The sequence below is a fragment of the Synechococcus sp. EJ6-Ellesmere genome, from assembly GCF_024345875.1.
GTDB lineage: Bacteria > Cyanobacteriota > Cyanobacteriia > PCC-6307 > Cyanobiaceae > Regnicoccus_A > Regnicoccus_A antarcticus.
The window spans coordinates 24,280-45,893 of sequence record NZ_JAGQBY010000002.1; the positions used below are offsets into that span (position 1 = coordinate 24,280).

26 protein-coding genes and 1 tRNA gene are annotated in these 21,614 nt (G+C 66.3%); 20 read left to right on the forward strand and 7 right to left on the reverse strand.

Annotation, left to right across the window (positions count from 1 at the left end):
• Nucleotides 1-5: 5 nt before the first annotated feature.
• The 8 genes from KBY78_RS00345 (at nt 6) to KBY78_RS00380 (ending at nt 3,410) form a co-directional block, all read left to right on the forward strand.
• On the forward strand, nt 6-797 hold the full coding sequence (locus tag KBY78_RS00345; protein WP_255141844.1) for a helix-turn-helix domain-containing protein: 792 nt from the start codon (nt 6-8) through the stop codon (nt 795-797).
• Between the two features lie 73 nt (nt 798-870).
• Nucleotides 871-1,617, forward strand: coding sequence for a hypothetical protein (locus KBY78_RS00350; RefSeq protein ID WP_255141845.1), 747 nt, complete (start codon nt 871-873; stop codon nt 1,615-1,617).
• 43 nt (nt 1,618-1,660) lie between these two features.
• On the forward strand, nt 1,661-1,888 hold the full coding sequence (locus KBY78_RS00355; RefSeq protein ID WP_255141846.1) for a hypothetical protein: 228 nt from the start codon (nt 1,661-1,663) through the stop codon (nt 1,886-1,888).
• The gene (locus tag KBY78_RS00360; RefSeq protein WP_255141847.1) at nt 1,863-2,042 is read left to right on the forward strand and encodes a hypothetical protein; all 180 of its coding nucleotides are present in this window, start codon (nt 1,863-1,865) and stop codon (nt 2,040-2,042) included. The genes KBY78_RS00355 and KBY78_RS00360 overlap by 26 nt, the downstream gene beginning before the upstream one ends.
• The gene (locus tag KBY78_RS00365) at nt 2,035-2,280 is read left to right on the forward strand and encodes a hypothetical protein (RefSeq protein WP_255141848.1); all 246 of its coding nucleotides are present in this window, start codon (nt 2,035-2,037) and stop codon (nt 2,278-2,280) included. Before KBY78_RS00360 ends, KBY78_RS00365 begins: the two co-directional genes overlap by 8 nt.
• A complete protein-coding gene (locus tag KBY78_RS00370; RefSeq protein ID WP_255141849.1) occupies nt 2,270-2,926 on the forward strand; it encodes a hypothetical protein in 657 nt (218 codons plus the stop codon). Before KBY78_RS00365 ends, KBY78_RS00370 begins: the two co-directional genes overlap by 11 nt.
• Complete coding sequence (locus tag KBY78_RS00375) at nt 2,926-3,174, forward strand: hypothetical protein (RefSeq protein ID WP_255141851.1); 249 nt, start codon at nt 2,926-2,928, stop codon at nt 3,172-3,174. Before KBY78_RS00370 ends, KBY78_RS00375 begins: the two co-directional genes overlap by 1 nt.
• Before the next feature lie 32 nt (nt 3,175-3,206).
• A complete protein-coding gene (locus KBY78_RS00380) occupies nt 3,207-3,410 on the forward strand; it encodes an AlpA family transcriptional regulator (RefSeq protein WP_255141852.1) in 204 nt (67 codons plus the stop codon).
• A 33-nt stretch (nt 3,411-3,443) separates the two neighbouring features.
• Here the strand turns inward: KBY78_RS00380 and KBY78_RS00385 are convergent, their stop codons facing one another.
• Both KBY78_RS00385 and KBY78_RS00390 read right to left on the reverse strand, forming a co-directional pair.
• Nucleotides 3,444-4,682 carry a phage integrase central domain-containing protein gene (locus KBY78_RS00385; protein ID WP_255141853.1) on the reverse strand — a complete coding sequence of 413 codons (1,239 nt, stop codon included), beginning with the start codon at nt 4,680-4,682 and terminating at the stop codon, nt 3,444-3,446.
• Nucleotides 4,683-4,868: 186 nt separating this feature from the next.
• Nucleotides 4,869-4,953, reverse strand: a tRNA-Ser gene (locus KBY78_RS00390).
• 148 nt (nt 4,954-5,101) lie between these two features.
• Here KBY78_RS00390 and KBY78_RS00395 point away from each other — a divergent pair.
• Nucleotides 5,102-5,374: a hypothetical protein gene (locus KBY78_RS00395; protein ID WP_255141854.1), complete on the forward strand. Its 273-nt coding sequence runs from the start codon at nt 5,102-5,104 to the stop codon at nt 5,372-5,374.
• Nucleotide 5,375: 1 nt separating this feature from the next.
• Nucleotides 5,376-6,203, forward strand: coding sequence for a dihydropteroate synthase (folP, locus tag KBY78_RS00400; protein ID WP_006170168.1), 828 nt, complete (start codon nt 5,376-5,378; stop codon nt 6,201-6,203).
• 309 nt (nt 6,204-6,512) lie between these two features.
• On the opposite strand, the gene katG is transcribed toward folP, so the two are convergent.
• The 3 genes from katG to KBY78_RS00415 form a co-directional block, all read right to left on the reverse strand.
• The gene (katG, locus tag KBY78_RS00405) at nt 6,513-8,717 is read right to left on the reverse strand and encodes a catalase/peroxidase HPI (protein ID WP_255141855.1); all 2,205 of its coding nucleotides are present in this window, start codon (nt 8,715-8,717) and stop codon (nt 6,513-6,515) included.
• Between the two features lie 222 nt (nt 8,718-8,939).
• Entirely contained in the window at nt 8,940-9,770 is an 831-nt protein-coding gene (locus KBY78_RS00410; RefSeq protein ID WP_255141856.1) for an SDR family NAD(P)-dependent oxidoreductase, read from the reverse strand.
• Between the two features lie 39 nt (nt 9,771-9,809).
• On the reverse strand, nt 9,810-10,415 hold the full coding sequence (locus KBY78_RS00415; protein WP_255141857.1) for a nitroreductase family protein: 606 nt from the start codon (nt 10,413-10,415) through the stop codon (nt 9,810-9,812).
• Nucleotides 10,416-10,494: 79 nt separating this feature from the next.
• Between KBY78_RS00415 and KBY78_RS00420 the strand changes: the two genes are divergently transcribed.
• A complete protein-coding gene (locus KBY78_RS00420) occupies nt 10,495-11,448 on the forward strand; it encodes a glutathione S-transferase family protein (RefSeq protein WP_255141858.1) in 954 nt (317 codons plus the stop codon).
• A gap of 4 nt (nt 11,449-11,452) precedes the next feature.
• Here the strand turns inward: KBY78_RS00420 and bchH are convergent, their stop codons facing one another.
• Entirely contained in the window at nt 11,453-15,340 is a 3,888-nt protein-coding gene (gene bchH / locus KBY78_RS00425; protein WP_255141859.1) for a magnesium chelatase subunit H, read from the reverse strand.
• A gap of 142 nt (nt 15,341-15,482) precedes the next feature.
• Between bchH and dapB the strand changes: the two genes are divergently transcribed.
• The 5 genes from dapB to KBY78_RS00450 all read left to right on the forward strand — a co-directional run bounded on the left by dapB (nt 15,483) and on the right by KBY78_RS00450 (nt 18,920).
• Nucleotides 15,483-16,340 carry a 4-hydroxy-tetrahydrodipicolinate reductase gene (gene dapB, locus KBY78_RS00430; RefSeq protein ID WP_255141860.1) on the forward strand — a complete coding sequence of 286 codons (858 nt, stop codon included), beginning with the start codon at nt 15,483-15,485 and terminating at the stop codon, nt 16,338-16,340.
• Nucleotides 16,341-16,344: 4 nt separating this feature from the next.
• Nucleotides 16,345-16,989 (forward strand): hypothetical protein, encoded by a 645-nt coding sequence (locus KBY78_RS00435; protein WP_006170176.1) that lies wholly within the window; start codon nt 16,345-16,347, stop codon nt 16,987-16,989.
• A gap of 77 nt (nt 16,990-17,066) precedes the next feature.
• Nucleotides 17,067-17,351 (forward strand): high light inducible protein, encoded by a 285-nt coding sequence (locus KBY78_RS00440; protein ID WP_197164511.1) that lies wholly within the window; start codon nt 17,067-17,069, stop codon nt 17,349-17,351.
• Between the two features lie 75 nt (nt 17,352-17,426).
• Entirely contained in the window at nt 17,427-18,659 is a 1,233-nt protein-coding gene (locus KBY78_RS00445; RefSeq protein WP_255141861.1) for an FAD-dependent monooxygenase, read from the forward strand.
• 48 nt (nt 18,660-18,707) lie between these two features.
• The gene (locus tag KBY78_RS00450) at nt 18,708-18,920 is read left to right on the forward strand and encodes a DUF2949 domain-containing protein (RefSeq protein WP_006170179.1); all 213 of its coding nucleotides are present in this window, start codon (nt 18,708-18,710) and stop codon (nt 18,918-18,920) included.
• Between the two features lie 2 nt (nt 18,921-18,922).
• Here the strand turns inward: KBY78_RS00450 and KBY78_RS00455 are convergent, their stop codons facing one another.
• Nucleotides 18,923-19,480, reverse strand: a complete 558-nt coding sequence (locus tag KBY78_RS00455; RefSeq protein ID WP_255141862.1) for an adenine phosphoribosyltransferase — start codon at nt 19,478-19,480, stop codon at nt 18,923-18,925.
• A 51-nt stretch (nt 19,481-19,531) separates the two neighbouring features.
• On the opposite strand from KBY78_RS00455, the gene KBY78_RS00460 reads away from it, so the two are divergent.
• From KBY78_RS00460 to KBY78_RS00475, 4 genes are all read left to right on the forward strand, one after another.
• On the forward strand, nt 19,532-20,113 hold the full coding sequence (locus KBY78_RS00460; protein ID WP_006170181.1) for a DUF3038 domain-containing protein: 582 nt from the start codon (nt 19,532-19,534) through the stop codon (nt 20,111-20,113).
• The gene (locus KBY78_RS00465) at nt 20,110-20,748 is read left to right on the forward strand and encodes a DUF4335 domain-containing protein (protein WP_255141863.1); all 639 of its coding nucleotides are present in this window, start codon (nt 20,110-20,112) and stop codon (nt 20,746-20,748) included. The genes KBY78_RS00460 and KBY78_RS00465 overlap by 4 nt, the downstream gene beginning before the upstream one ends.
• A gap of 119 nt (nt 20,749-20,867) precedes the next feature.
• Nucleotides 20,868-21,110 carry a hypothetical protein gene (locus KBY78_RS00470; RefSeq protein WP_006170183.1) on the forward strand — a complete coding sequence of 81 codons (243 nt, stop codon included), beginning with the start codon at nt 20,868-20,870 and terminating at the stop codon, nt 21,108-21,110.
• A gap of 12 nt (nt 21,111-21,122) precedes the next feature.
• Entirely contained in the window at nt 21,123-21,575 is a 453-nt protein-coding gene (locus KBY78_RS00475) for a hypothetical protein (protein ID WP_255141864.1), read from the forward strand.
• Nucleotides 21,576-21,614 lie beyond the last annotated feature (39 nt).

The window sequence follows — 21,614 nt, forward strand, 5'->3', positions numbered from 1 at the left end:
GAGGCATGGCCGAATCCTTCGCCCAGATCGAGGCGCGCCAGGCCGAGGCTCGCCTGGCCTTCGGGCGCATGCTCCGCTTGTGGCGGGAGCGCAACGGCTGGACCCAGTACACCGTCGCCGACTGGGGCAAGGAGGCCGGCTTCCCGGCGATCAGCTACGGCAACCTCAGCGCGATCGAGCAGGGCAAAGCAGGTGAATTGCGCCGGCCTGCGTTCTTCCAGCTCGCCGAGGTCAACCGCCGCATCGCTGATCAAGGCTGGGGCCGCGTCAAGAGCCAGTCCCTCAAGGACAAGCTCAAGGGCGCCATGGCGATCGTCGATGACGACGGCACCCTGTGGGGACCGATCGAGCTGTGGAGTTGCTATGTCGGCCTTCGGCCGGTGCCGACGGCCTTCCAGCCCAAGCCCAGGCCCGAGGCCCCGCCCGTGGCGCTCCAGGAGGCCAGGGCCCTGAGCCAGACCTGGCGCGAGCTGGTCAGCGGCGCCGTGGACGAGCGGGACCTCGATGCCTTCGAGGCGGTGCAGGAGATCGCACGCCAGGCCCCCCTGCCCCTGCGCAAGCAGCTACGCACGGTGCTCACCTCATTTGGCGACTACGAACCCGAGCAGCTCAAGGAGCTATGGGACGGCGAGTGGCTGCCCGAGCGCTGGATCCAAACCTGGCTCGAAACCCTGCCGTCAGCAGCCGGCGCCGCCGAACCGGTGAGCGGCCAGCCGGAAGCGATCAAGACCAAGGCCAAGACCAAGGGCAAGGGGGGCCGGAGCAAGGCCAAACCCAAAGCAGCCTCGGAATCCTGAGGAAGGCTTGCGCCCCGCATTAGCGAGCCCCTAAGATCCGGGCCATGCGGGCGACGGTCCCGCCCCACGCCCCATGGACACCACCCCCTCCACCGGCCCGCCGCCGCTCGGTGAGCACGTCAGCCCCCACGAGCGCCAGTGGCAGGCCGAGTGTGTGCTGGCAGAAGCGCTCTCCGCCTTCCAGGCCGATCTCAAACCAGCAACGGACTTCACCCTGGCGGCCGTGGTCACCGCCGCCAAGCCGGCCTTCGCGATGGGTTTCAGCTTCTCGGTGCAGAGCAGCGGGGAGGGCACCGTGGTCGTGCTGATGCACAAGGACGGCGCCCAACTCAGTGCTGAAACCAGCGCCTATGACGCGGACTTCGCCTTGAGCGCTCGCCTGCTGACGGGCCTGCTCGGCATTCCTGTGCAATCGAAGGCTCAGCCCAGCAAGGCCGGGGATACGACGGCAGAGCCGTCTTCTGCGGCGGCCGCTGCAGGCGAGCAACAGCCCAGTCCCAGCACTGACGCAAAGCAGCAGACCGCCGCTGCTGAGTCGCCAGAGCCGGTGGCGACCCCGACCCCGGCAGCCCCGCTCCAGCCGGAGCACGACCAGCTTGGCCTTGAGCCCCTGGAGCCCCAGGAGATCGCCACCCTCACCGCGATGCTCAAGGCCATGGCCCGCAGCGACAAGGAGATCTGGAAGCGCTTCACCATCGCCTTCCGCTCCCAGTTCCAGGTTCCCAGCACCGCCCGCACCATCACCGATCGCGTCACCCAGCGCCGCCATGCCGACTTCATCGACCGCTTCGAGCGGGAGCTCGCGGGGGTGCCGTCATGAGCAGACCCTGCAACTGCTCCATGCCGCTCGCCTCCTTACTGACGTGGCCGATCAGCGGCAGCGGGAGCTGGCCGCCCGCTACTACCGCGATGTCCCGGACGGCCGCATTCATGGGCTCATGCGCCGGGCCAGCGAGATTCACCTGCTGCGCTGGCTGGCCCGGGCCGTCGAGAGCTGTTGCGAGCCCGCGCTGGTGGCTCCGCCACCGCGGCAGTGGCCTGCTGCTGAAGACCATCCGACACCAGGTGCCGATCTGGACTCCGGTGCTTGAGCAGGCCTGGTCCTGCCTCTGGCCTCCCCGCGCCGCCGCCCTCGTCCAGTCGTGCTCGGCCCTGCAGGCCGCCATCGACGAGCTGCAACTGGTGAGGGTTCCCGGCTGCGGCTGCCAGGCGTGCAATCCCTACGGCGGATTCAGTGATGGCTGAACCACGGGCGCGCCGCATCGCCTACGGCCACCGCCAGCACGAGCAGCCCAGGGCCCCGGACGGGGGCCACTACCTGCAGTCCAAGGTCCGCAGCGATGTCTGGCAGGCCCTGCAGCAACTGCGCCAGCAGCACGGCCTCTCGATCAGCGGCGCCGCCCATCACCTGATGCGGCTCGGCGCCGGCCTTGAACCCCTACCCCCCCTGAACACCAGCCCCCATCAGAGCCATGGCGATTGAACTGAACGACGGCGCCCGCATCGGCGCCCCTGTGATCCGTCAGCAGCGCTTCGGGGAAGTGGCGACGCTGGCGATCGTGCGCACCGAGCAGCGCGACCGGCTGCGCAAGAACCTGGCCAGCGGCGAGATGGAGCCGATCCCCAACGGCAAGGACCGCCAAGGGAACCCCAAGGTCAAGCAGGAGATCGTCATCCACTGCGTCGCCCTGCCCGGCACCTCGATGGAGGCCAAGCTCGGCGACGAGGCAGCGGTGCCGGCACCGGGCGATCGGGTGCGGGTGATCCTCAAGGCCAAGGGCTTCGGGGACTGGATCGAGGCGCGCAAGGGGCACCGCAAGGGCAAGCTTAACGTCGGCGATCTGCTCACCCTGGCCACCCGCTGGGCCCAGCAGTACGACCAGGACGGCAACCCCAAGGGCAACAAGATCGAGACCCAGGCGGAAGCCGATGCGGTGCCGCGCAACGTCACCATCGGTTTCTACGGACCGATCAGCTTGAGCGAGGGCAGCGATCCTGCCTGGATCGAGGCGGCCGAGCATGCCTACCGCGACGATCAGGCCAGCGAACGCCAGCAGCGCGCCATTCCCCTCAGCGAGGGCGATGACTTCGACGATGAGTTCGGCGACGACGACGAGGTGCCGTTCTGATGGCCCGCACCTCCGATCCACGCCGGCCCCAGCTGCCGCGCTTCTGCCAGCGAGCGCCGCGTCACACCCTCGTAACGATCACCAACCTCCGCTATCTGCACCGGCTGATCTGGCTCCTGCTGCTGTTTCAGATCAGCACTGTGCTGCTGGTGCTCGCCGGGCCGGTGCCGCCCAGGCCCACTGAGCCGCGGATTCCATCCCTCCCCAGTGGCGCTGAGAGCACCGGCCCGATCACGCGAGCCCATTGAGAGGCCCGACGCACCCATTGGTTTCTGGACCCATGACCACTGCTCCAACCCGTCGACTGCTTCGCCTTCCAGAGGTGAAGGCGAAGGTCGGCCTCTCCCGGACGGCGATCTACAAACTGATCGCCGCCGGGGCATTCCCCAGGCAGATCAGCATTGGTCCCCGCACCGTGGCCTGGTCACAGGACGATCTGGAAGCCTGGATCGTAGAACGTCTGAATGGGCATGAGCCGGAGTGAGCAGACCGCTTGGGGTGCGCACCAGCCCCCGGCTCACACCTGATCGAGCAAGTCAGCCCAGCGCTGCATCATCACGACCCGTTGCGGCCAGTACTCAGCACGGTTGTAGGCCGCAGTCACCTTGTTCTTCTCGATGTGAGCCAGCTGTCGGTCGACGATGCGAAGGTCAATCCCCAGTTGTTCCTGCACGTTGGTCATCGCCAGAGCCCGGAAGCCATGGCCGCACATGCGCCCATCGAAACCCATGCGCTTGAGCGCCATGTTGACGGTGTTGTTGCTGATGTATCCACTGCTGGTGCGCAAGCTCTTGAACACGAAGCCCTTGGGGCCTGTGAGGAGGGACTGGGCCTGCAGGATCGCCGCGGCCTGACGGCTCAGGGGCACCAGATGCTCCTTCCGGTTGCCGCGCTTGCCTTTCATCCGCTCGGCCGGCACCGTCCAGACCGCCTGGTGATCGCCATCTGGTCCGCGCCAGTTGGGATCGATCTCCTCCCATCGCGCAGCGATCAGCTCGCTGGTGCGCACGAAGGTCAGTGCCAACAGCCACATGGCGTTGAGGGTGGTGGGATCTGCCTTGACGGTGTTGGTCCGCATCGCCCCCAACAGCTCGGGCAGCTCGCTCCAAAGCAGGCAGGGGAAGTGGGTGGTGGTCTGCTTGACCGGGGCGTGGCGCTTGAGGGAGTGGGCTGGGTTGCTGGTGCAATGGCCGAGGGCCACGGCGTAATCCAGCACCAAGCTGATGATCCCAAGCGAGCGCTTGGCGGTCTCGTGAGAACCCCGCTTCTCGATGGAGCGCAACACGCCCAGGCAATCCAAAGCGGAGATCTCGGCGATGGCCAAGCTGCCGATCGCCGGGAGGATGTCCTTGTTGAGCTTCTTGATCACGTCGTCGCCATGGCGAGCGCTCCAGGTGCCGGCGCTCTTGGTGCGGTGCCAATCGAGGGCCACCGCCTCAAACGAGAGCTTCTGATGAAGGCCCCAACGCTCGCTTTTCTGCCGCTTCTTGGCCTCGCAGGGATTGATTCCCTGATCATGCATCAGCTTTTTCTGCTCATCTCTGAGTTCGCGAGCTCTTTTCAGAGAGACGGCTGGGTAGGGACCAAGGCGCAGATCTTGCCGGCGGCCGTCCTTGGTGGGCGGAAAACGGTGGCGCCAGAGCCAGTACTTGCCGCCAGCCGGATCCACCTCGAGCAGCAGGCCAGCGCTGTCAGAAACCCGGTAACGCTGAGACCGCAGTGGCAGCCCGCGAACAGCTGCGTCGGTTAGAGCCATGGCGCATTTACACCACCACTCCAAATCGTACACCACCTATTACACCACCACTATTTTTTGCTGCCACGGTTTTTCCAGGGATGCCCTGGGACGCCGCAATCTCCCAGAACCACTGCACTGCAATCAGTATGGGTACATCCAGGGACGTCAAGAGACCCCCAGGAAAACCCTAAAAATCTCGGTTAACGGAGGGGGCGGGATTCGAACCCGCGGAAGGTTTCCCTTCGCCGGTTTTCAAGACCGGAGCCATCAACCACTCGACCACCCCTCCAGGGGCCTGCCATCAGCCCATAGGGCCGCTGGCATCGACAGTTTCCCATGGAACCTCGGCCGCGCCCACGCTGGCCAGGGCGATTTCGGATCGGCGGGCGCTGGCGGGAGTGGATCGCAGTACGTTCCTGTCAGCCAGCCCGGATGCCATGGGATCAGCCCCCGACTCAGCGGTGGATGCTCTGATGCATCGTCTGGAGCAGGACCCTGTGTTGCGGCAACGGCTCGAGGACGGCAACGATGAGGACCTGATCGCCTCGGCCCATGATCTTGGCTGCGCGCTCGGGAGCCACGAGGTGGGGCAGATCCGTCACCGGATGCGACTCCTTCACCTTGCACTCCTGACCCGCCCCAGCCCCAGCGCTGACCATGACCTCCAGCAGATCCTGATTGACCTCACCGATCTGCCCGGCCCCGCCTGAGATGGCCCTGAGCTGGGGCGCGCGCACCTATGTGATGGGCGTGATCAATGTCACGCCCGATTCCTTCAGCGACGGCGGTCGCTTTGAGCGGCCCGAGGCGGCGCTGCGCCAGGCCCGGCGGATGCTCCGCCAGGGGGCGGATCTGCTCGATCTCGGCGGCCAGAGCACCCGGCCGGGGGCGGTGGAGATCGACGCTGAAGAAGAACAGGCGCGGGTGCTGCCGGCTCTGGCCCTGATCCGCTCCGCCTGCGCCGATGTCGCCAGCCCCCTGTTCTCGATCGACACCTTTCGCGCGCCGGTGGCGGCAGCCGCCCTGGCGGCCGGTGCCCACTGGATCAACGATGTGAGTGCGGGCCGCCGCGATCCCGAGATCCTCTCGGTGGTGGCCGACTTCGGCTGTCCCTATGTGCTGATGCACAGCCGCGGCGACAGCGGCAGCATGGATGATCTGGCCACTTACACCGATGTGTTGGCCGAGGTGCGTGAGGAGTTGCTCCGTTCCACCGAAACAGCCCTGGCGGCCGGTGTGTGCGCCCGGCAGCTGATCTGGGATCCGGGCCTGGGCTTCGCCAAGACCACCGAACACAACCTGGCTCTGCTCCGGGGGTTGGCGGCGCTGCGGCGCGAGGGCTTTCCCCTGTTGGTGGGTCCCTCGCGCAAGCGGTTCATTGGTGCGGTGCTCAACGAACCCAGGCCAAGGGCGCGGCTCTGGGGAACAGCGGCTGTGTGCAGTGAAGCGATCGCGGCAGGTGCCGATGTGCTGCGGGTTCACGATGTGGGCCCGATCGTGCAGACGGCCCGGATGGTGGACGCGATCCGGCGCAGCTGAACGAACGCTGGCGACTACGACAGCGTTGTGAGTACATTGCCCGAGGTGCAGTTCGATGCGCAGAATCAAACGATTCTGGCGAACACGACCTATAAATTCAGATTGAAGGCCCACAAGCGTAGGAATGATAAATGGAAGACACTGACCTCCACGATCGTCAATCCCTGCTTCTGGGCTGGTGGCGGAGGGCCGGGTTCCTTGTATCTTTCCTGTAGCAACAATCCCAATGACTGAAGCGTTCAAGCCAGGGTTTGGTCTGCTTATGCTCCCTTTCGTTCTGGGCCTGGCGTTGTTGTTGGCTGGACTGCGTTAATCCCCGGCGCGGAGATCGAAGCGATCCAGGTTCATCACCTTGCACCAGGCCGCGATGAAGTCGGCCACGAACTTCGCTGGCGCGTCGTCCTGCGCATAGACCTCCGCCAGGGCCCGCAGCTGGGAGTTGGAGCCGAACACCAGATCCACCCGGGTGCCGCTCCAGCGCAGTTCGCCGCTGTGGCGATCGCGCCCCTCGAAGGTGTCCGCGGCTTCGGAACTGGGCGTCCACACCGTGGCCATATCCAGCAGGTTCACGAAGAAGTCGGTGCTGAGGGTGCCGACGCGCTGGGTGAACACGCCGTGGGGTGAGCCGCCGGCATTGGCCCCCAGAACCCGCAGGCCACCCACCAGCACCGTCATCTCCGGCGCGCTCAGGCTGAGCAGCTGGGCCCGGTCGATCAACAGCTCCTCGGCCCGCACCCTGAAGGCCTGCTTCTGGTAGTTGCGGAAGCCGTCGGCCTGGGGCTCCAGCACCGCGAAGGAGGCGGCATCGGTCTGCTCCTGGCTGGCATCGGTGCGGCCCGGGCTGAAGGGCACCTCCACCGCGTGGCCTGCGGCTCGTGCCGCTGCCTCCACCGCGGCGCATCCCGCCAGCACGATCAGATCCGCCAGGGACACCAGGGTGCCATCAGCCTGGGCGGCGTTGAAGGCCTTCTGGATCCCTTCGAGCACCGCCAGCACCCGGGCCAGCTGCTCGGGCTGGTTCACCTCCCAGCCGTTCTGGGGCGCCAGGCGGATCCTGGCGCCGTTGGCGCCGCCGCGCTTGTCGGAGCCGCGGAAGGTGGAGGCCGAGGCCCAGGCCGTGGCCACCAGCTCCGCCGTGGTGAGCCCGGAGGCCAGCACCCGGGCCTTGAGCTCGGCAACGGCGGCGGGGCCGATCAGCGGATGGTCGACGGCGGGGAGCGGGTCCTGCCAGATCAGATCTTCGGCTGGCACCTCAGGACCGAGGTAGAGCGCCTTGGGCCCCATGTCGCGATGGGTGAGTTTGAACCAGGCGCGGGCGAAGGTGTCGGCGAAGGCCTGCTGGTCTTGGTGGAAGCGGCGGGCAATCGGTTCGTAGATCAGATCGAAGCGCAGCGACAGATCGGCCGTGGTCATCATCGGCCGGTGCCGCTTCGATGGATCGTGGGCGTCCGGGATCAGGTGCTCCTCGCGCACATCCTTCGCCCGCCACTGCCAGGCGCCGTAGGGGCTTTTCTCCAGTTCCCACTCGTAGCCGAAGAGCATCTCGAAATAGCCCCGGTCCCAGGTGGTGGGGTTGGGCTTCCAGGCTCCTTCGATGCCGCTGGTGGTGGCATCGGCCCCCTTGCCGCTGCCGAACCGGTTGTGCCAGCCCAGCCCCTGCTCCTCGATCGGGGCCCCTTCCGGTTCCGGTCCCATCAGATCCGGGGATCCGGCGCCGTGGGCCTTGCCGAAGGTGTGACCACCGGCCACCAGTGCGACGGTCTCCTCGTCGTTCATGGCCATGCGGGCGAATGTTTCGCGGACGTCCCGCCCGGAGGCCACAGGGTCCGGTTCACCGTTGGGGCCTTCGGGATTCACGTAGATCAGGCCCATCTGCACGGCCCCCAGGGGCTGCTCCAGTTCCCGATCACCGCTGTAGCGCTCATCGCCGAGCCAGGTTGTCTCCTTGCCCCAGTAGATGTCCTCCTCGGGCTGCCAGATGTCGGCGCGGCCGCCACCGAAGCCGAAGGTGGGGAAGCCCATCGATTCCAGGGCGCAGTTGCCGGTCAGGATGATCAGATCGGCCCAGGACAATCGGTTGCCGTACTTCTGCTTGATGGGCCAGAGCAGGCGGCGGGCCTTGTCGAGGTTGCCGTTATCGGGCCAGCTGTTGATCGGAGCGAAGCGCTGGTTGCCTGTACCGCCGCCCCCTCGGCCATCGGAGGTGCGGTAGGTGCCGGCGCTGTGCCAGGCCATGCGGATGAACAGACCGCCGTAGTGCCCCCAGTCAGCCGGCCACCAGTCCTGGGAGTCGGTCATCAGGGCATGGAGATCCCGCTTCACGGCGGCGAGATCCAGCTCGTTGAACGCCTCGGCGTAGTTGAACGCTGCCCCGAGCGGGTTGGAGGCCGGCGCATGCTGGTGAAGGATGGCCAGGTTGAGCTGGTGGGGCCACCAGTGGCGGTTCGACTGATCCCCGGCTGTGGTGGGCGCCCCGGAGCGGCCCGCAAATGGGCACTGGCTGATGGCGGTCATCGACTGTCTCCTGGCAAGCGACGTGGGCTGGAGTCATCCCTCTCGACCGTATGCAGCACCGCCGGGGGGAGCAGGCGCCCAACACAATCCGTAGCGGCTGAGGGGCCAGGCTGAGTGGCTCGACGCCCAGGGATTCGCTGCCTGCGTAGTCGGCTCTCCGACTCACTGCAGATCAAAGACGAGTCCCGGTCATGGTCATCACCGAGGTCGGCCTGCAGGTCTCTAAGGAGCGATGGTCAAGCCTCCATCCAGAGGAAGAGAGACTCCCTGAACAAAATCCGATGCGGCACTGGCCAGAAACAGGGCAACATTGGCTACTTCTGACGGTTCTCCAAAGCGATGCAGGGGTATTCTTTGTTCTTTCTCCCGTCTGGGTTTTTCCATGGAAGGACTGTCCCAGATGTCATGGCCCATTTTGGTCAGGATGACCGTTGGACAGAGAGCGTTGACATGAATATTGTGCGGACCCCATTCAACGGCCATGGTCCTGGTCAGTTGGTTGAGGGCTGCTTTTGATGCCGCATAGGCTCCTAATCCTGGGGTGCCGATGAAGGCCCCAATCGAAGAGATGTTGACCACCTTTCCATGCCCCCTCTTGATCATCTGGGGGACAATGGCCTGAGAAAGAAGCAGGGCTGAGCGAAGATTGACTGAAAATATATCATCCCAGTTGCCCTGGGTGGTTTCAAGGATCGACTGGACTCTGGCAATGCCGGCATTGTTGACAAGGACATCCCATTCTGGATGGATGGCCAGTGCTTTGTCGCCGGCTCGCCTGGCTCCCTCGATCGAAGACACGTCTTCTTCGATCACGCAGCAGTTGCGATGGTTGTTCTCGACAATGCTTTTGATCCTGCTCAGTGCATCCCTGTCCCTGCCGATCACACCGATGTCTGCTCCAGCCTCGGAGAATCTTTCCGCGATTGCGGCACCGAGGCCTTTTGAGCCTCCGGAAATCAAAGCCCTTTTGCCATCCAGTCGAAAATCTTTCATTGCCAGTGCCTCCACATCACCTTTGGCTTCAGCTCCTGTCACCACTGGGTTCTGGGCCATCGAAGCGGATTCGGCTCAAGGCTCTGACCCCCCCCAGGGTCAGAATCCGTTCTCAACCACCAGCTCGTCGAGCGCCAGCTGCCCCGGTTTGGGCCAGGGGTCCTGGGTGCCTTTGCCGATCGCCACCATCGGACCCATCACATGGTCTGCCGGCAGACGGATCAGCTCAGAGAGCTTCTCGATCTCGAAGCCGATCATCGGGCAGCTCTGGTAGCCCATGCCGGTGGCTGCCAGCATCAGGGTCTGCATGGCCAGGCCGATTGAGCGCTGGGCCTCATCGCGCTGCAGCCACTCCCTGCCCTCATGAAAGGGGCCCATCCAGCCCACCAGCAGTTCAGCGACAGGCTGCGGAGCATTCACCCAGTAGCGCTCGGGCTGCTTGCTCCAGGCCTTCATGTCGGCGGTGAAGAGAACCAGCAGGGAGGCGTGGTTGATCTGGGCCTGGTCGTTGCCGCAGTCCTGGCGGATCGTGGCCCGCAGGCCGGCATCGCGCAGGATCACAAACCGCCAGTGCTGGATGTTGAAGCTGGTGGGCGCCTGAATGGTGGCCTCCAGCAGTCGCCGCTCCTCTTCTGCCGTAAGGCGGTGGCTGGGGTCGAAGTGCTTCACCGCCCGCCGGGCGTAGATGGCGTCGATCACGTCCATGGCAAGGGAGCGGCAGGGGATCTTGGGGCCGACCCTATCGGCTCACGCTGGTTACGGTGGGCGCCTCTGGGGCTCTGGCGTGGGACTGCTCGTTGACGGGGTCTGGCACGACCGGTGGTACGACACCAGCAGCAGCGGCGGACGGTTCATTCGCTCCGCCTCGCAGTTCCGCCACTGGGTCACGCCAGACGGCCGCCCCGGTCCCAGCGGCGAAGGGGGCTTTGGCGCCGAAGCGGATCGCTACCACCTCTACATCTCCCACGCCTGCCCCTGGGCCCATCGCACGGTCATCTTCCGCAGCATCAAGGGTCTGGCCTCGATGGTGTCGGTGTCGGTGGTCCACTGGTTGATGGGGAACGAGGGTTGGACGTTTCAGCCGGGGGAAGGGGTGATCCCTGACCCGATCCACCACGCCGAGGCCCTGCATACGATCTACACGAACTCCGACCCGAACTACAGCGGACGAGTCACGGTGCCAGTGCTCTGGGACAAAGCGACGGGGCAGATCGTGAACAACGAATCCTCGGAGATCATTCGCATGTTCAACAGCGCTTTCGATGGCCTTGGCGCCGCCCCCGGCGACTATTATCCCGAGACTCTCTGGGATGAGATTGATCGGCTCAATCAGCTGATCTATGACACGGTGAACAATGGTGTGTACCGTTGCGGCTTCGCCACCAGCCAGGAGGCCTACGACGAGGCCATCCAACCACTGTTTGCCACCCTCGACCTGCTGGAGCAGCGCCTGGCGGATCAGCCCTACCTGTTCGGAAGGCGCCTCACCGAAGCAGACTGGCGGCTGTTCACCACCCTGGTGCGCTTCGATGCTGTCTATGTGGGCCATTTCAAGTGCAACCTGCGCCGCGTCGTCGATTACCCCAACCTCTGGCGCTATGTGCGTGAGCTCTATCTCTTCCCAGGAGTGGCTGAGACCGTGAACATGCAGCACATCAAGGGCCACTACTACCAAAGCCATCCCACCATCAACCCTTCCGGTGTGGTCCCGGCTGGCCCGCTGATCGACTGGCCGTAGCCGTTCAGGGAGTTGTGACTCCCTCGATCCGGTCTTCGATCTCTTGGTAGATCTCCTGGAGCTGGGCGATGTTTTCCTCGCTGGTCTCCCAGTAGCCACGACCATTCACTTCCAGCAGAGTGCCCACGATGCGGCGGAAGCTGTGGGGGTTGAGTTCCATCAGTCGTTTGCGCATCTCAGCGTCGTTGATGAAGGTGTCATTGGCCTCTTCATACACGAAGTTGTCTACTGCACCGCTGGTGGCGCTCCAGCCGAGGGTGAAGTTGAGCCGCTTGGCCACTTCGCGCACCCCTTCGTAGCCGGAATTGAGCATGCCCTCATACCACTTGGGGTTGAGCAGCTTGGTGCGTGAATCCAGCCGGATCGTTTCACTCAGCGAGCGCACCTGGGCATTGGCGGTAGTGGTGTCGGCGATGTAGCTCGTCGGGGCTTTGCCGTCGTCGCGAAGCCCTGCAATCAGCTTGGTGGGGTCGGAGTCGAAGTAGTGGCTGACACCGGTGCGGTAGATCTCGGCCGACTCCAGGTTCTGGAAAGTGACGTCGGCGGTTTTCATTGCCGATTCGAACACGTCGCGGTTCTGGTTCATCTCGCCCGGGTTGTCAGCGTTGAAGGCGAAAGTTTTGCGGGACAGGTACATCTCCTGCAGTTCGCCCTCCTCTTCCCAGGTGCTGTTCTCCACCGCCAGGTTCACATTCGATGAATAGCTGCCGCTGGCATTGGAGAACACCCGCGTGGCGGCCTCGCGCAGGCTGATGCCCTGCGCCGCCGCCTGCTCCTGGGAGTGCTTGCGCACGAAGTTCAGCTCCAGGGGTTCATCGGCCTCGGCGGCCATCTTCACGCCCTGATCGATCAGGCCCATCTGGTTGATGAACAGATCGCGGAACACGCCGCTGCAGTTCACCACCACGTCGATGCGGGGGCGGCCCAGCTCCTCCAGGGAGATCAGCTCCAGCTTGTTCACCCGGCCGAGCGAATCGGGCACGGGGCGCACACCGATGAACCAGAGAATCTGGGCGAGGGATTCGCCGTAGGTCTTGATGTTGTCGGTGCCCCAGAGCACGCAGGCGATCGTTTCCGGCCAGGTGCCCTGCTCGGCCTTCTGGCGCTCGATCAGCCGGTCCACCACCACCTTGGCGGCGGCGATGGCGGCGCGGGTGGGGATCGCCTGGGGGTCGAGGGCGTGGATGTTCTTGCCGCTGGGCAGCACGCCCGGGTTGCGGATCGGATCGCCACCGGGGCCGGGGATCACGTATTCGCCGTCGAGGGCCCTCAGCAGGCTCTCCATCTCCATGTCGGCGCAGATCTGCTCGAGGCAGAAGCGCAGGTAGCCGAACAGTTTGTCGAGTTCGGTGGGCTCCACTGCCGCAAAGCCTGAGGCGCGGCAGGCGCTCAGCCAGGGGCTGGGCCGCTCATAACCGAAGCGCTCCAGCAGGGCGAAGAACCAGCCAAAGCGGCCCTTGAGATCCACCCGGCCATCTCTGCCGGTGACTGCACGCACCATCGAGGCCACCGCCCCGCGGCAGGCCTCGGTGATCCGTTGGTTCAGCTCCACATCCGCCAGCACCCCGGCGTCGTTGCCGCGATACACCTCATCGATCGTGCGGCCCAGGCTCTCGGCGAGCAGGGCCGGCAGGCTGCGGTAGCCCTCCTCCTCCCGCTCCAGAGCGGCGATGTTCACCAGGGTGGCGATCGCCTCCTCGGCGGTGGGCGGCTTGCCGATGGTGTGCTGGCGGGCCGTTTCGACGATCGCATTGACGATCTGCACGCCGCGGCTGCTCTCGCGCAGCTGCTGGTAGGAGCCCACCAGCTCGCCCAGCTCCTTCAGGCCCCGGTAAAGCCCTGCATTCTCGGCCGGTGGGGTGAGGTAGCTGATCGTGGCGGCGTAGCCCCGCCGCTTGGCGATCGTGGCTTCTGAGGGGTTGTTGGCCGCGTAGTAGTAAAGATTCGGCAGGGCGCCGATCAGTGAATCCGGGTAGCAGGTTTCGCTCATGCCCATCTGTTTGCCGGGCATGAATTCCAGCGAGCCGTGGGTGCCGAAGTGCAGCACCGCGTCGGCTCCCCAGACCTTCTCGAGATAGGTGTAATAGGCGGCGAAGCCGTGGTGGGGGCTGGCGCTGCGGGAATACAGCAGCCGCATCGGATCGCCTTCGTAGCCGAAGGTGGGCTGCACGCCAACAAACACATTGCCGAAGTGGCGTCCGTAGATCAGCAGGTTGGTGCCGTCGGAGTTGAGGTTGCCGGGAGGCTTGCCCCAGTTCTCCTCCAGCCGCTCGGAATAGGGGGTGAGCCGCTCGTACTCCTCGACGCTCATGCGGTGGGCGATCGCCAGCTCCGGTGCACCCTGCAGGGCCTCGGGATCGTTGATCACCGCTTCCATCAGCGCTTTGGAATCACGCGGCAGGTTCTGCACGTCGTAGCCCTTGCGCTTCATCTCCTCCAGCACCCGGTGGATGGAGCCGAAGACATCGAGGTAGGCGGCGGTGCCCACGTTGCCCTTGTCGGGCGGGAAGCTGAACACCGTGATCGCCAGCTTCTTGTCGAGGCGGGGCTTGGTGCGCAGGGAGGCCCAGCGGATCACCCGCTCGGCGATCGCTTCCACCCGGTCCTGGAGGGTGTGGGCCTTGCCGGTGGCGTCGTCGCGCCCGCTGAGCACGATCGGCTCGATGGCGCCATCGAGTTCGGGGATGGCGATCTGCAGGGCCACCTGCACGGGGTGCAGACCCAGGTCGCTCTCCTCCCACTCCTGGGTGGTCTGGAACACCAGCGGCAGGGCCACCATGTAGGGCCGGTTCAGCTTCGAGAGCGCCTCGATGGCGCGGGGGTGGTCCTGGCGGGCCGGGCCGCCGATCAAGGCGAAGCCGGTGAGGCTCACCACCCCATCCACGATCGGCTGCTCGGGATTGAGTGGGTCGTAGAAGAAGGCCTTGACGGGCCTGGAGAAATCCAGCCCGCCGCAGAACACCGGGATCACCGTGGCGCCCCGGTATTCCAGTTCCTGGATCACAGCCACGTAGTGGGCCTCGTCGCCGGTGACGATGTGGCTGCGCTGCAGCACCAGGCCGATCACCGGACCACTGCGGGCTTTCTCGCTCAGGTCGGCGCGGCTGGCGTTCCAGTTCAGGTATTCCTTGAGGTCTTCGAACATCCCCGGCGCCAGGGGATGCCAGAGGCCCAGATCCGGGAACACCACCGGTTCGGCCACCTCGAGCTCGGGCCGGCCGGTGTCGCCCCGGGGGAACACGTATTTGTCGGCCAGCATCAACAGGAAGTTGCGCAGGTTGTCCGGCGTTCCCCCCAGCCAGTACTGGAAGCTGAGCATGAAGGAGCGGGCGTCCTGCGCCTTCTCCACCGGCAGATATTTGAGAACCGTGGGCAGGGTGTTGAGCAGTTTCAACATCGCGTCCTGGAAGCCGGCGCCATTGGCCTCCTTCCGCTTCTTCATGAAGCTGGCGATGGCGCTCTTGCTCTGGCCCAGCTGGGCCATCGAGAACGTGCCCAGCTTGTTGAGCCGCATCACCTCCGGCATGGAGGGGAACACCACGGCGGCCTTGAGGCGGCCGCGGTGGGGCGCCACCGCCTCCACCACCTTCTGGGCCAGGTCTTCAATGAAGATCAACGAGGCGATGAACACATCGGCTTCGGCCACATCGGCGCAGAAGGCGGCGTAGTTCTCCGGATCGCGCAGCTCCTCGATCAGGTAGCCGCTCAGATCAACAGCCAGGGCGGGGTTGGTGGCGTTGAGGCTGGTGGCCGCCTGGGTGAGCGCGTTCTGGTACTGGGGCTCGAGCACCACGTACACCGCACGCATCACCGCCCGACCTTCACTGCCGGCTGGGGCCTCGCCGTTGCCAGGGCTGACCCGGCGGTTGGCGGAGCGGACCTGCGTGAACATCGGCGCTGGAGTTGAGCAATGTGAAGGAGCCTACGAAAGCTCCTCAAGCCGCGTGACTTTGCGCCCCAAGGCGTTACAGGAGCGCCGCCGGGGCCGGAATCGACGCCATAGGCTCCCCCCACGCAGAGATCACGCCCGGCCCATGACCCCCACCGACGCGCTCCCTGCTTCGATCCCGGTGGTGGTGGCCGGTGCCTTGGGCCGCATGGGGGCCGAGGTGGTCAAAGCCGTGACCACAGCGGGGGATTGCCGCCTGATCGGCGCGATCGACACCACCCCTGGCAAGGAGGGGGCCGACGTGGGTCTGGAGCTGGGCCTGGGGGAGCTGGAGGTGGCGATCACCGCCGATTTCGAAGGCTGCCTCTGCCAGGCCAGCCAGGCGGTGCGGGGCGATGGTCCCGGAGCCGGGGCTGTGCTGGTGGATTTCACCCACCCCTCGGTGGTCCACGAGCACACCCGCGCCGCGATCGCCTATGGCGTCCATCCGGTGATCGGCACCACCGGCCTGAGCCCCGAGCAACTGGGTGAGCTGGCGGTGTTCGCCGAAAAGGCCGGCATCGGCGGTGCCGTGATTCCCAATTTCTCCGTGGGCATGGTGCTGCTGCAGCAGGCCGCCGCCGCCGCCGCCCGTTTCTACGACTTCGCCGAGCTCACCGAACTCCACCACAACCGCAAGGCGGATGCCCCCAGCGGCACCTGTCTCAAGACCGCCGAGCTGATCGAGGAGCTGGGCAAAACCTTCAATGCGCCCCAGGTGGAGGAGCACGAAACGCTGGCGGGCTGCCGCGGCGGTCAGCGGGAGAGCGGCCTGCGGCTGCACTCGCTGCGGCTGCCCGGGTTGGTGGCCCACCAGGAGGTGATGTTCGGCGCCCCGGGGGAGACCTACACCCTGCGTCACGACACGATTGAGCGCTCCGCCTACATGCCCGGCGTGCTGCTCACCCTGCGCCGGGTGTGCCAGCTGCAGGGCCTGGTCTACGGGCTCGAGCGCCTGCTCTGACGCCATGCTGATTCCCCTCAAACCCGGTGAACTGCAGCGACTGATTCCGGCGGTGGCCAGCGGTCCCCAGTTCAGTTTCTGCAGCGGCAATCCCCAGAAGATCCTGCAGCGGGTGCTGATCTCGGTGATCGGCGGGGTGATCTCGCTGCTGATCGCCCAGAGCCAGTTCTCCTACCGCTTCGGTTCGCTCTGGCTGGTGGCGGGCTTTGTGCTGCTGCTCTACGTGCTCTGGGGCCCGATCCTCGAGGCCGGCCGCAAGAACGCCACCCTGCGCCGCTACCCCCGGGCGGCGCTCTACGAGGCGCGGGTGGGGGACCTGTTCACCAAGGAGCTGGTGGAGCAGCGCAAGGAGCAGGCGGATCAGCGCGGTCGGCTGGAGCTGGTGGAGAACCGGCGCACCTGGCTCTCGCTGGAGCTGGAAGACGACGACGGCTACCTGGGCTCGGTGCGCTTCCCGATGGAGAAGAAGCATCAGACGATCCGCCGCGGCATGGTCGTCCGCGGTCTGGTGCTGAGCGAGCGTCCTGATTTCTCCCGGATCGATGCCATGAGCGACGCCTGGATCCCGCAGCTCAAGGTCTGGGTGGGCGAGTATCCCTACCTGCTGCGGCCGGCTTTCGAGGAGCTGTGCCTGCGGCGCCTGCGCTGAAGCGGCCCGCTTCAACCAACAGGTGTTTACGTTCCGCAACAATGTGTTACATTGAGTTCATCGAAACGGAGATCCCCATGGCTCAAGCCACCGCCACCGCCCCCAGCTCGGCTCCTGTGACCGCCAGCGAGCGCGCCACCATCCGCGGCGCCACCGTCACCACCGAAGACGGCGGCCGACTCAATGCCTTCGCCACCGAGCCCCGCATGGAAGTGGTGAGCCCCGAGAGCGGCTGGGGGTTCCACGAGCGCGCCGAGAAGCTCAATGGCCGCATGGCCATGCTTGGCTTCATTGCCCTCCTGGCCACTGAATTCGCCCTGGGCGGCGAGGCCTTCACCCGCGGCCTGCTCGGCATCGGCTGAGTCCTGCCACCGCACTCAACCACTGGCCGCAGCAGACTTTCTGTTGCGGCTTTGTTGTGGCCGCCACTGAAGCCCATGAGCGCCTTTGCCCTGGCCCCTGTGCTGGCCCCAGCTTGTCCGCCGATCACTGAGCGGTCGACCCTGCTCCGGGCCCGCGTACTCGGTGGGGGGCCCACCGGTGCCTTGACGGCCCTGGCTCTGGCGCAGGCGGGCTGGCGGGTGCAGCTGATGGATCCGCTCAGCGGCGCTCAGCTTCAGGCACGCCACCGCGCCTATGCCCTCAGCCACTCCAGTCGCCTCTTTCTGCAGCGCCTGGGGCTCTGGCCGCAGCTGGCGGATGTGGCGGTTCCTTTTCGCTCGCTGCGGCTCTGTGATCTGGAGGCAGGACGAGCGATCGGCTTCGGCCCGGCCGAGGTGGGGTTCGGTGTGGGCCGCTCCGACGAGGCAGCGGCTGTGGGCTGGATCCTGCAGCATCATCCGCTGATGCAACGGCTGCTGGAGCAGCTTGAAGCCCATCCCGGCATCAGTCTGAGCCTTGGCGAGGCTGGAATCCCTGTGGCCGACTCCCTCGATCCGCCCGATCTTCTGGTTGCCGCCGATGGCAGCGCCTCGCCCACCCGGGAGTCGGCGGGGATCAGGCGCTGGAGCCTCCCCTACCGCCAGGGCTGTCTCACCGCCCAGGTGCGCTTGCGCGGCTCGGCCCCCGATCAGGCCTGGGAACTCTTTCGCCGCGAGGGTCCATTCGCCGTGCTGCCCCTTGGCGACGGCACCGCCCAGCTGGTCTGGAGCGCTCCGGCTGAGCGCCTGCGACGGCTGGAAGCGCTCGATCCCGTGGCCTTTCTCGATGCCCTCGCCACCGCGCTTCCGGACAGCCTTCAGCCCGAGGCCCTGCTCGACACTCCCCGGGCCTTCCCGGTGGCTCTCGAGCTCGTCCGCCGCTTCCACCGCGGTTCGCTGGCCCTGGTGGGTGAGGCGGCCCATCGCTGCCATCCGGTGGGCGGCCAGGGGATGAATCTCTGCTGGCGGGATGTGGAGGACCTGCAGCGGCAGGCCCTGCGGGCGGCGGCAGGAGGGCTGTCGCCTGCCGCGGTGGCCGGGGCCTATGGCCGCCGCCGCTGGGCCGATGTGCTGATCACCCTGCTCAGCACCGACCTGCTGGTGCGGATCTTCTCCAACCGGCAGCCGCTGCTGCTGAGGGGTCGCCGGCTGGCTCTCGGCCTGATGCGCCGCTCCAGCGCCCTGAGGCACCTCAGCCTCAAGGCGATGACCCTGGGCCCTTGCCGCCTTGCCGCCCGCTGGTCAGAGTGAGGGCAGCACGGCTCCGGCCCGCGTGAGCCCGAGAGCTCCAATGATCCGATGGTGATCAGCACCTCCCCCCAGCCGATTCCCTCCTCCGCCCTGGTGCGTTACCTGCGCCATGAGCAGGGCCTGAGCGAGAACGCGCTGGCGCTGGGGATCCGCCAGGCCGATCAGGAGCAGGCTCCGCTGCCAGTGATCCTCTGGCGCTTCGGGCTGATCAGCCTCGATCAGTTCGATCAGGTGCTGGCCTGGCAGGACCAGCAGGCCTGATCTCAGGCGTAGACGATCAGGGACTCCACCGGATGGTCTCCTGGCAGGCGCGAGCGCCCGCCGAGGTCCGCCAGCTCCGCCACGAAGCCAAAGCCGCAGAGGTCGCCGCCGGCCTCGGTCACCAGCTGGGCACAGGCCGCGGCGGTGCCGCCCGTGGCCAGCAGGTCGTCGACGATCAACACCCGCGGCCCGCCCGCCAGAGCGTCGTGCTGGATCTCGAGGCGGTCGTGGCCGTATTCCAGGGAGTAGTCCACGGCGCGCACCTGGCCGGGCAGCTTGCCGGGCTTGCGCACCGGCACGAAGCCGATCTCCACGGCCGTGGCCAGGGCCGTGCCCACGATGAAGCCCCGGGATTCGATGCCCACGATCAGATCCGGGCGCAGCTGCGCGCAAACCCCCGCCAACAGGCGCACCACTTCCTTCCAGCCCCGGGGGTCACGCATCAGCGGAGTGAGGTCGCGGAAGAGGATGCCGGGCTTAGGGAAATCGGGCACATCCCTGACCAGTCCCCGCAGATCAATGGGCTCGCCCAACTCGGGGACTGTGGTGCTCAGGGCCATGGAGAAGCGATCGGGTGACGGATCGGCGCGGGCGCTGGCATCATCGCAGCCATGGCCGACGTCACAATCACCGCTCCAACCGCGGAAGCCGCCGTGGAGCAGCCCCCACCGCCACGGCCTGCTGCCCGCCTCTCGCGCCGGGGGCTGGAGCGGCTCGACCTGATGCTGCTCAGCGTCGAGGCCCTCGATCTCAACGGTGGCGAAGCCATGGTCTGGATGGCCAGCCAGCTCGGCTTCGGCTCCCTCTTCCCCAATCGTGTGGAGCTGTGGAAGCGGCGCTGCTACAACCCGTTGAGGCTGGCTTGCCGCCGGGGCGAACTCAGCGAACCTGAAACCGACGCCCTGATCAGCCTGCTCTGTGCCATGGCCGAGCGGCTCTACCCGATGCTGCGGCAGCTGCTCTCGGCCTCTGAACCTGAACCGGTCACCCAGCAGCGCTGGCAGCTGTTCCGCACCCGGCTCGATGAACTGGTGCGCGAACGTCTCAATCCCCGCCGCGGAGGCGTGCAGAAGTTGCTGGATCCCCAGGAGGGTCCCCGGCTGCAGCGTCAGCTGGTGCAGGGACTGGCCTTCGGCTCCGGCCGGGGCGGTTTCGACCGTCTCAAAGCCAGCTTGATGGATGCTGCGGCATGAAACTCAGTTACCGCTACGAGCAGACCAGCTGCCGCCTGCGCATCGATGGACTCCCTGACCTCTCCGCCGGCCACGGACCGGAGGTGATCGGTATCCTCTCGGCCTGGGAGCTGGATCTGGCCGGTCATCCCACCCTGGAGGGCAAACGCGATCACCTCCAGTCCCTGCTGGCCGTGGTGCTGCCCTACGCACGTCATCTCGTGAGTTCCGTGCCGCAGCCGATGGGGGCGGCGACGGATCCTGTGCAGATGGAGCCCATCTCCTCCTCCAGGGCCGGCCTGCGCAACCGCCTGGCCCACCGCTTGCGCCTGCACAGCAGCCAGCCCGACACCCAGCCCCTTGAGCTCAGCTTCGATGACGCCGAGCTTGCTGACCTGGTGCGCTGCCTGGATCAGCTCCGCCTCGATCCCCGCGTGCAGCTGGGGTTCAGCCTGCCCCCCGATCGGCCCCTGCACCGCCGCGAAATCCTTGAGCGCGTGCCCCTGCGTCAGCGCCTGGCCGCCCCCGCTGCCGGTCTGGCCGCCCTGGCGATCACCGCCGCCCTTGGCCTGATGGTGCCCCTGCCGCGGCGCACGGCCGCCCCGGCCGCCAGCCGCGCGGCCACCCCCACCTCCCCGCTCACCCCTCCCCGCTAAGTGCCTGCCCCATTGACGAACAGGAACCTGTGGCCACACTCAAAGGGAGAGCCCCCTGGCGTTGCCTGGGTTGCCGATGAGTCTGCGCTCCATGGTCCTGCTGCGATGACGACAAAGCCATGACCACCAGCTGGTCTGAACTGCGCCGACGGGTGAATCGGCTGGGGGCCTCCCTGGATGTGGTTGTGCGCAGTGATCCCGAGGTCTGTGGCCTCAGTGGCAAGGACTTTCACCTTTCGCTTCACCACGGCGGCCAGGGGGATTGCACTGTGGCGGGCCTCAGCCTGGTGGATTGCCCCAATGAACTGGTGCTGCTGGAATTCGAGCGCTGGATGCGTGGTGCGGGCTACACGCTCGATTGAGAGGCCGCCGCCATGAAGACGCACCTGCCGGATCCGGGCCGCAAGAGCCAGTTGCCCCGCAAGGTGTTCTCGCGCCAGCGGCGGAGTGGATCCCCCTGGCGGGAGGCCGTGATGGCCCTGCTGAACGGGGCGGCTGGAATCGGGGTGCTGCTGCTGCTGATGCAGCTCCCCAGCCGGTTGGATTCGCTGCTGGTGCTCAGCAAGGTGATCAGCGCTCTGATCCGCGGGCTCAGCCAGATCGGCAATGGTCTGATCAGTCTGCTGGTGGGCCTGCTGCAGGCCTCTGGGCTGCTGCTGCTGCTGGGCCTGGCGATCGCGGCGCTGCTGTTGCTGATCAACGGGGTGTACCGCCTGCTGGGCCTGGCGATGCCGGGGCTGGGCGGGGTGCTGGCGCTGCCGGCGGGTTTGGCCCGACTGGTGTGGTCGGTGGTGCGTATCCGTGCGCCGGATCGTCCCGAGCGCTGAGCGCAGGGGCGCTGTGCTCAGGGCCGGGGAGCCAGCGAC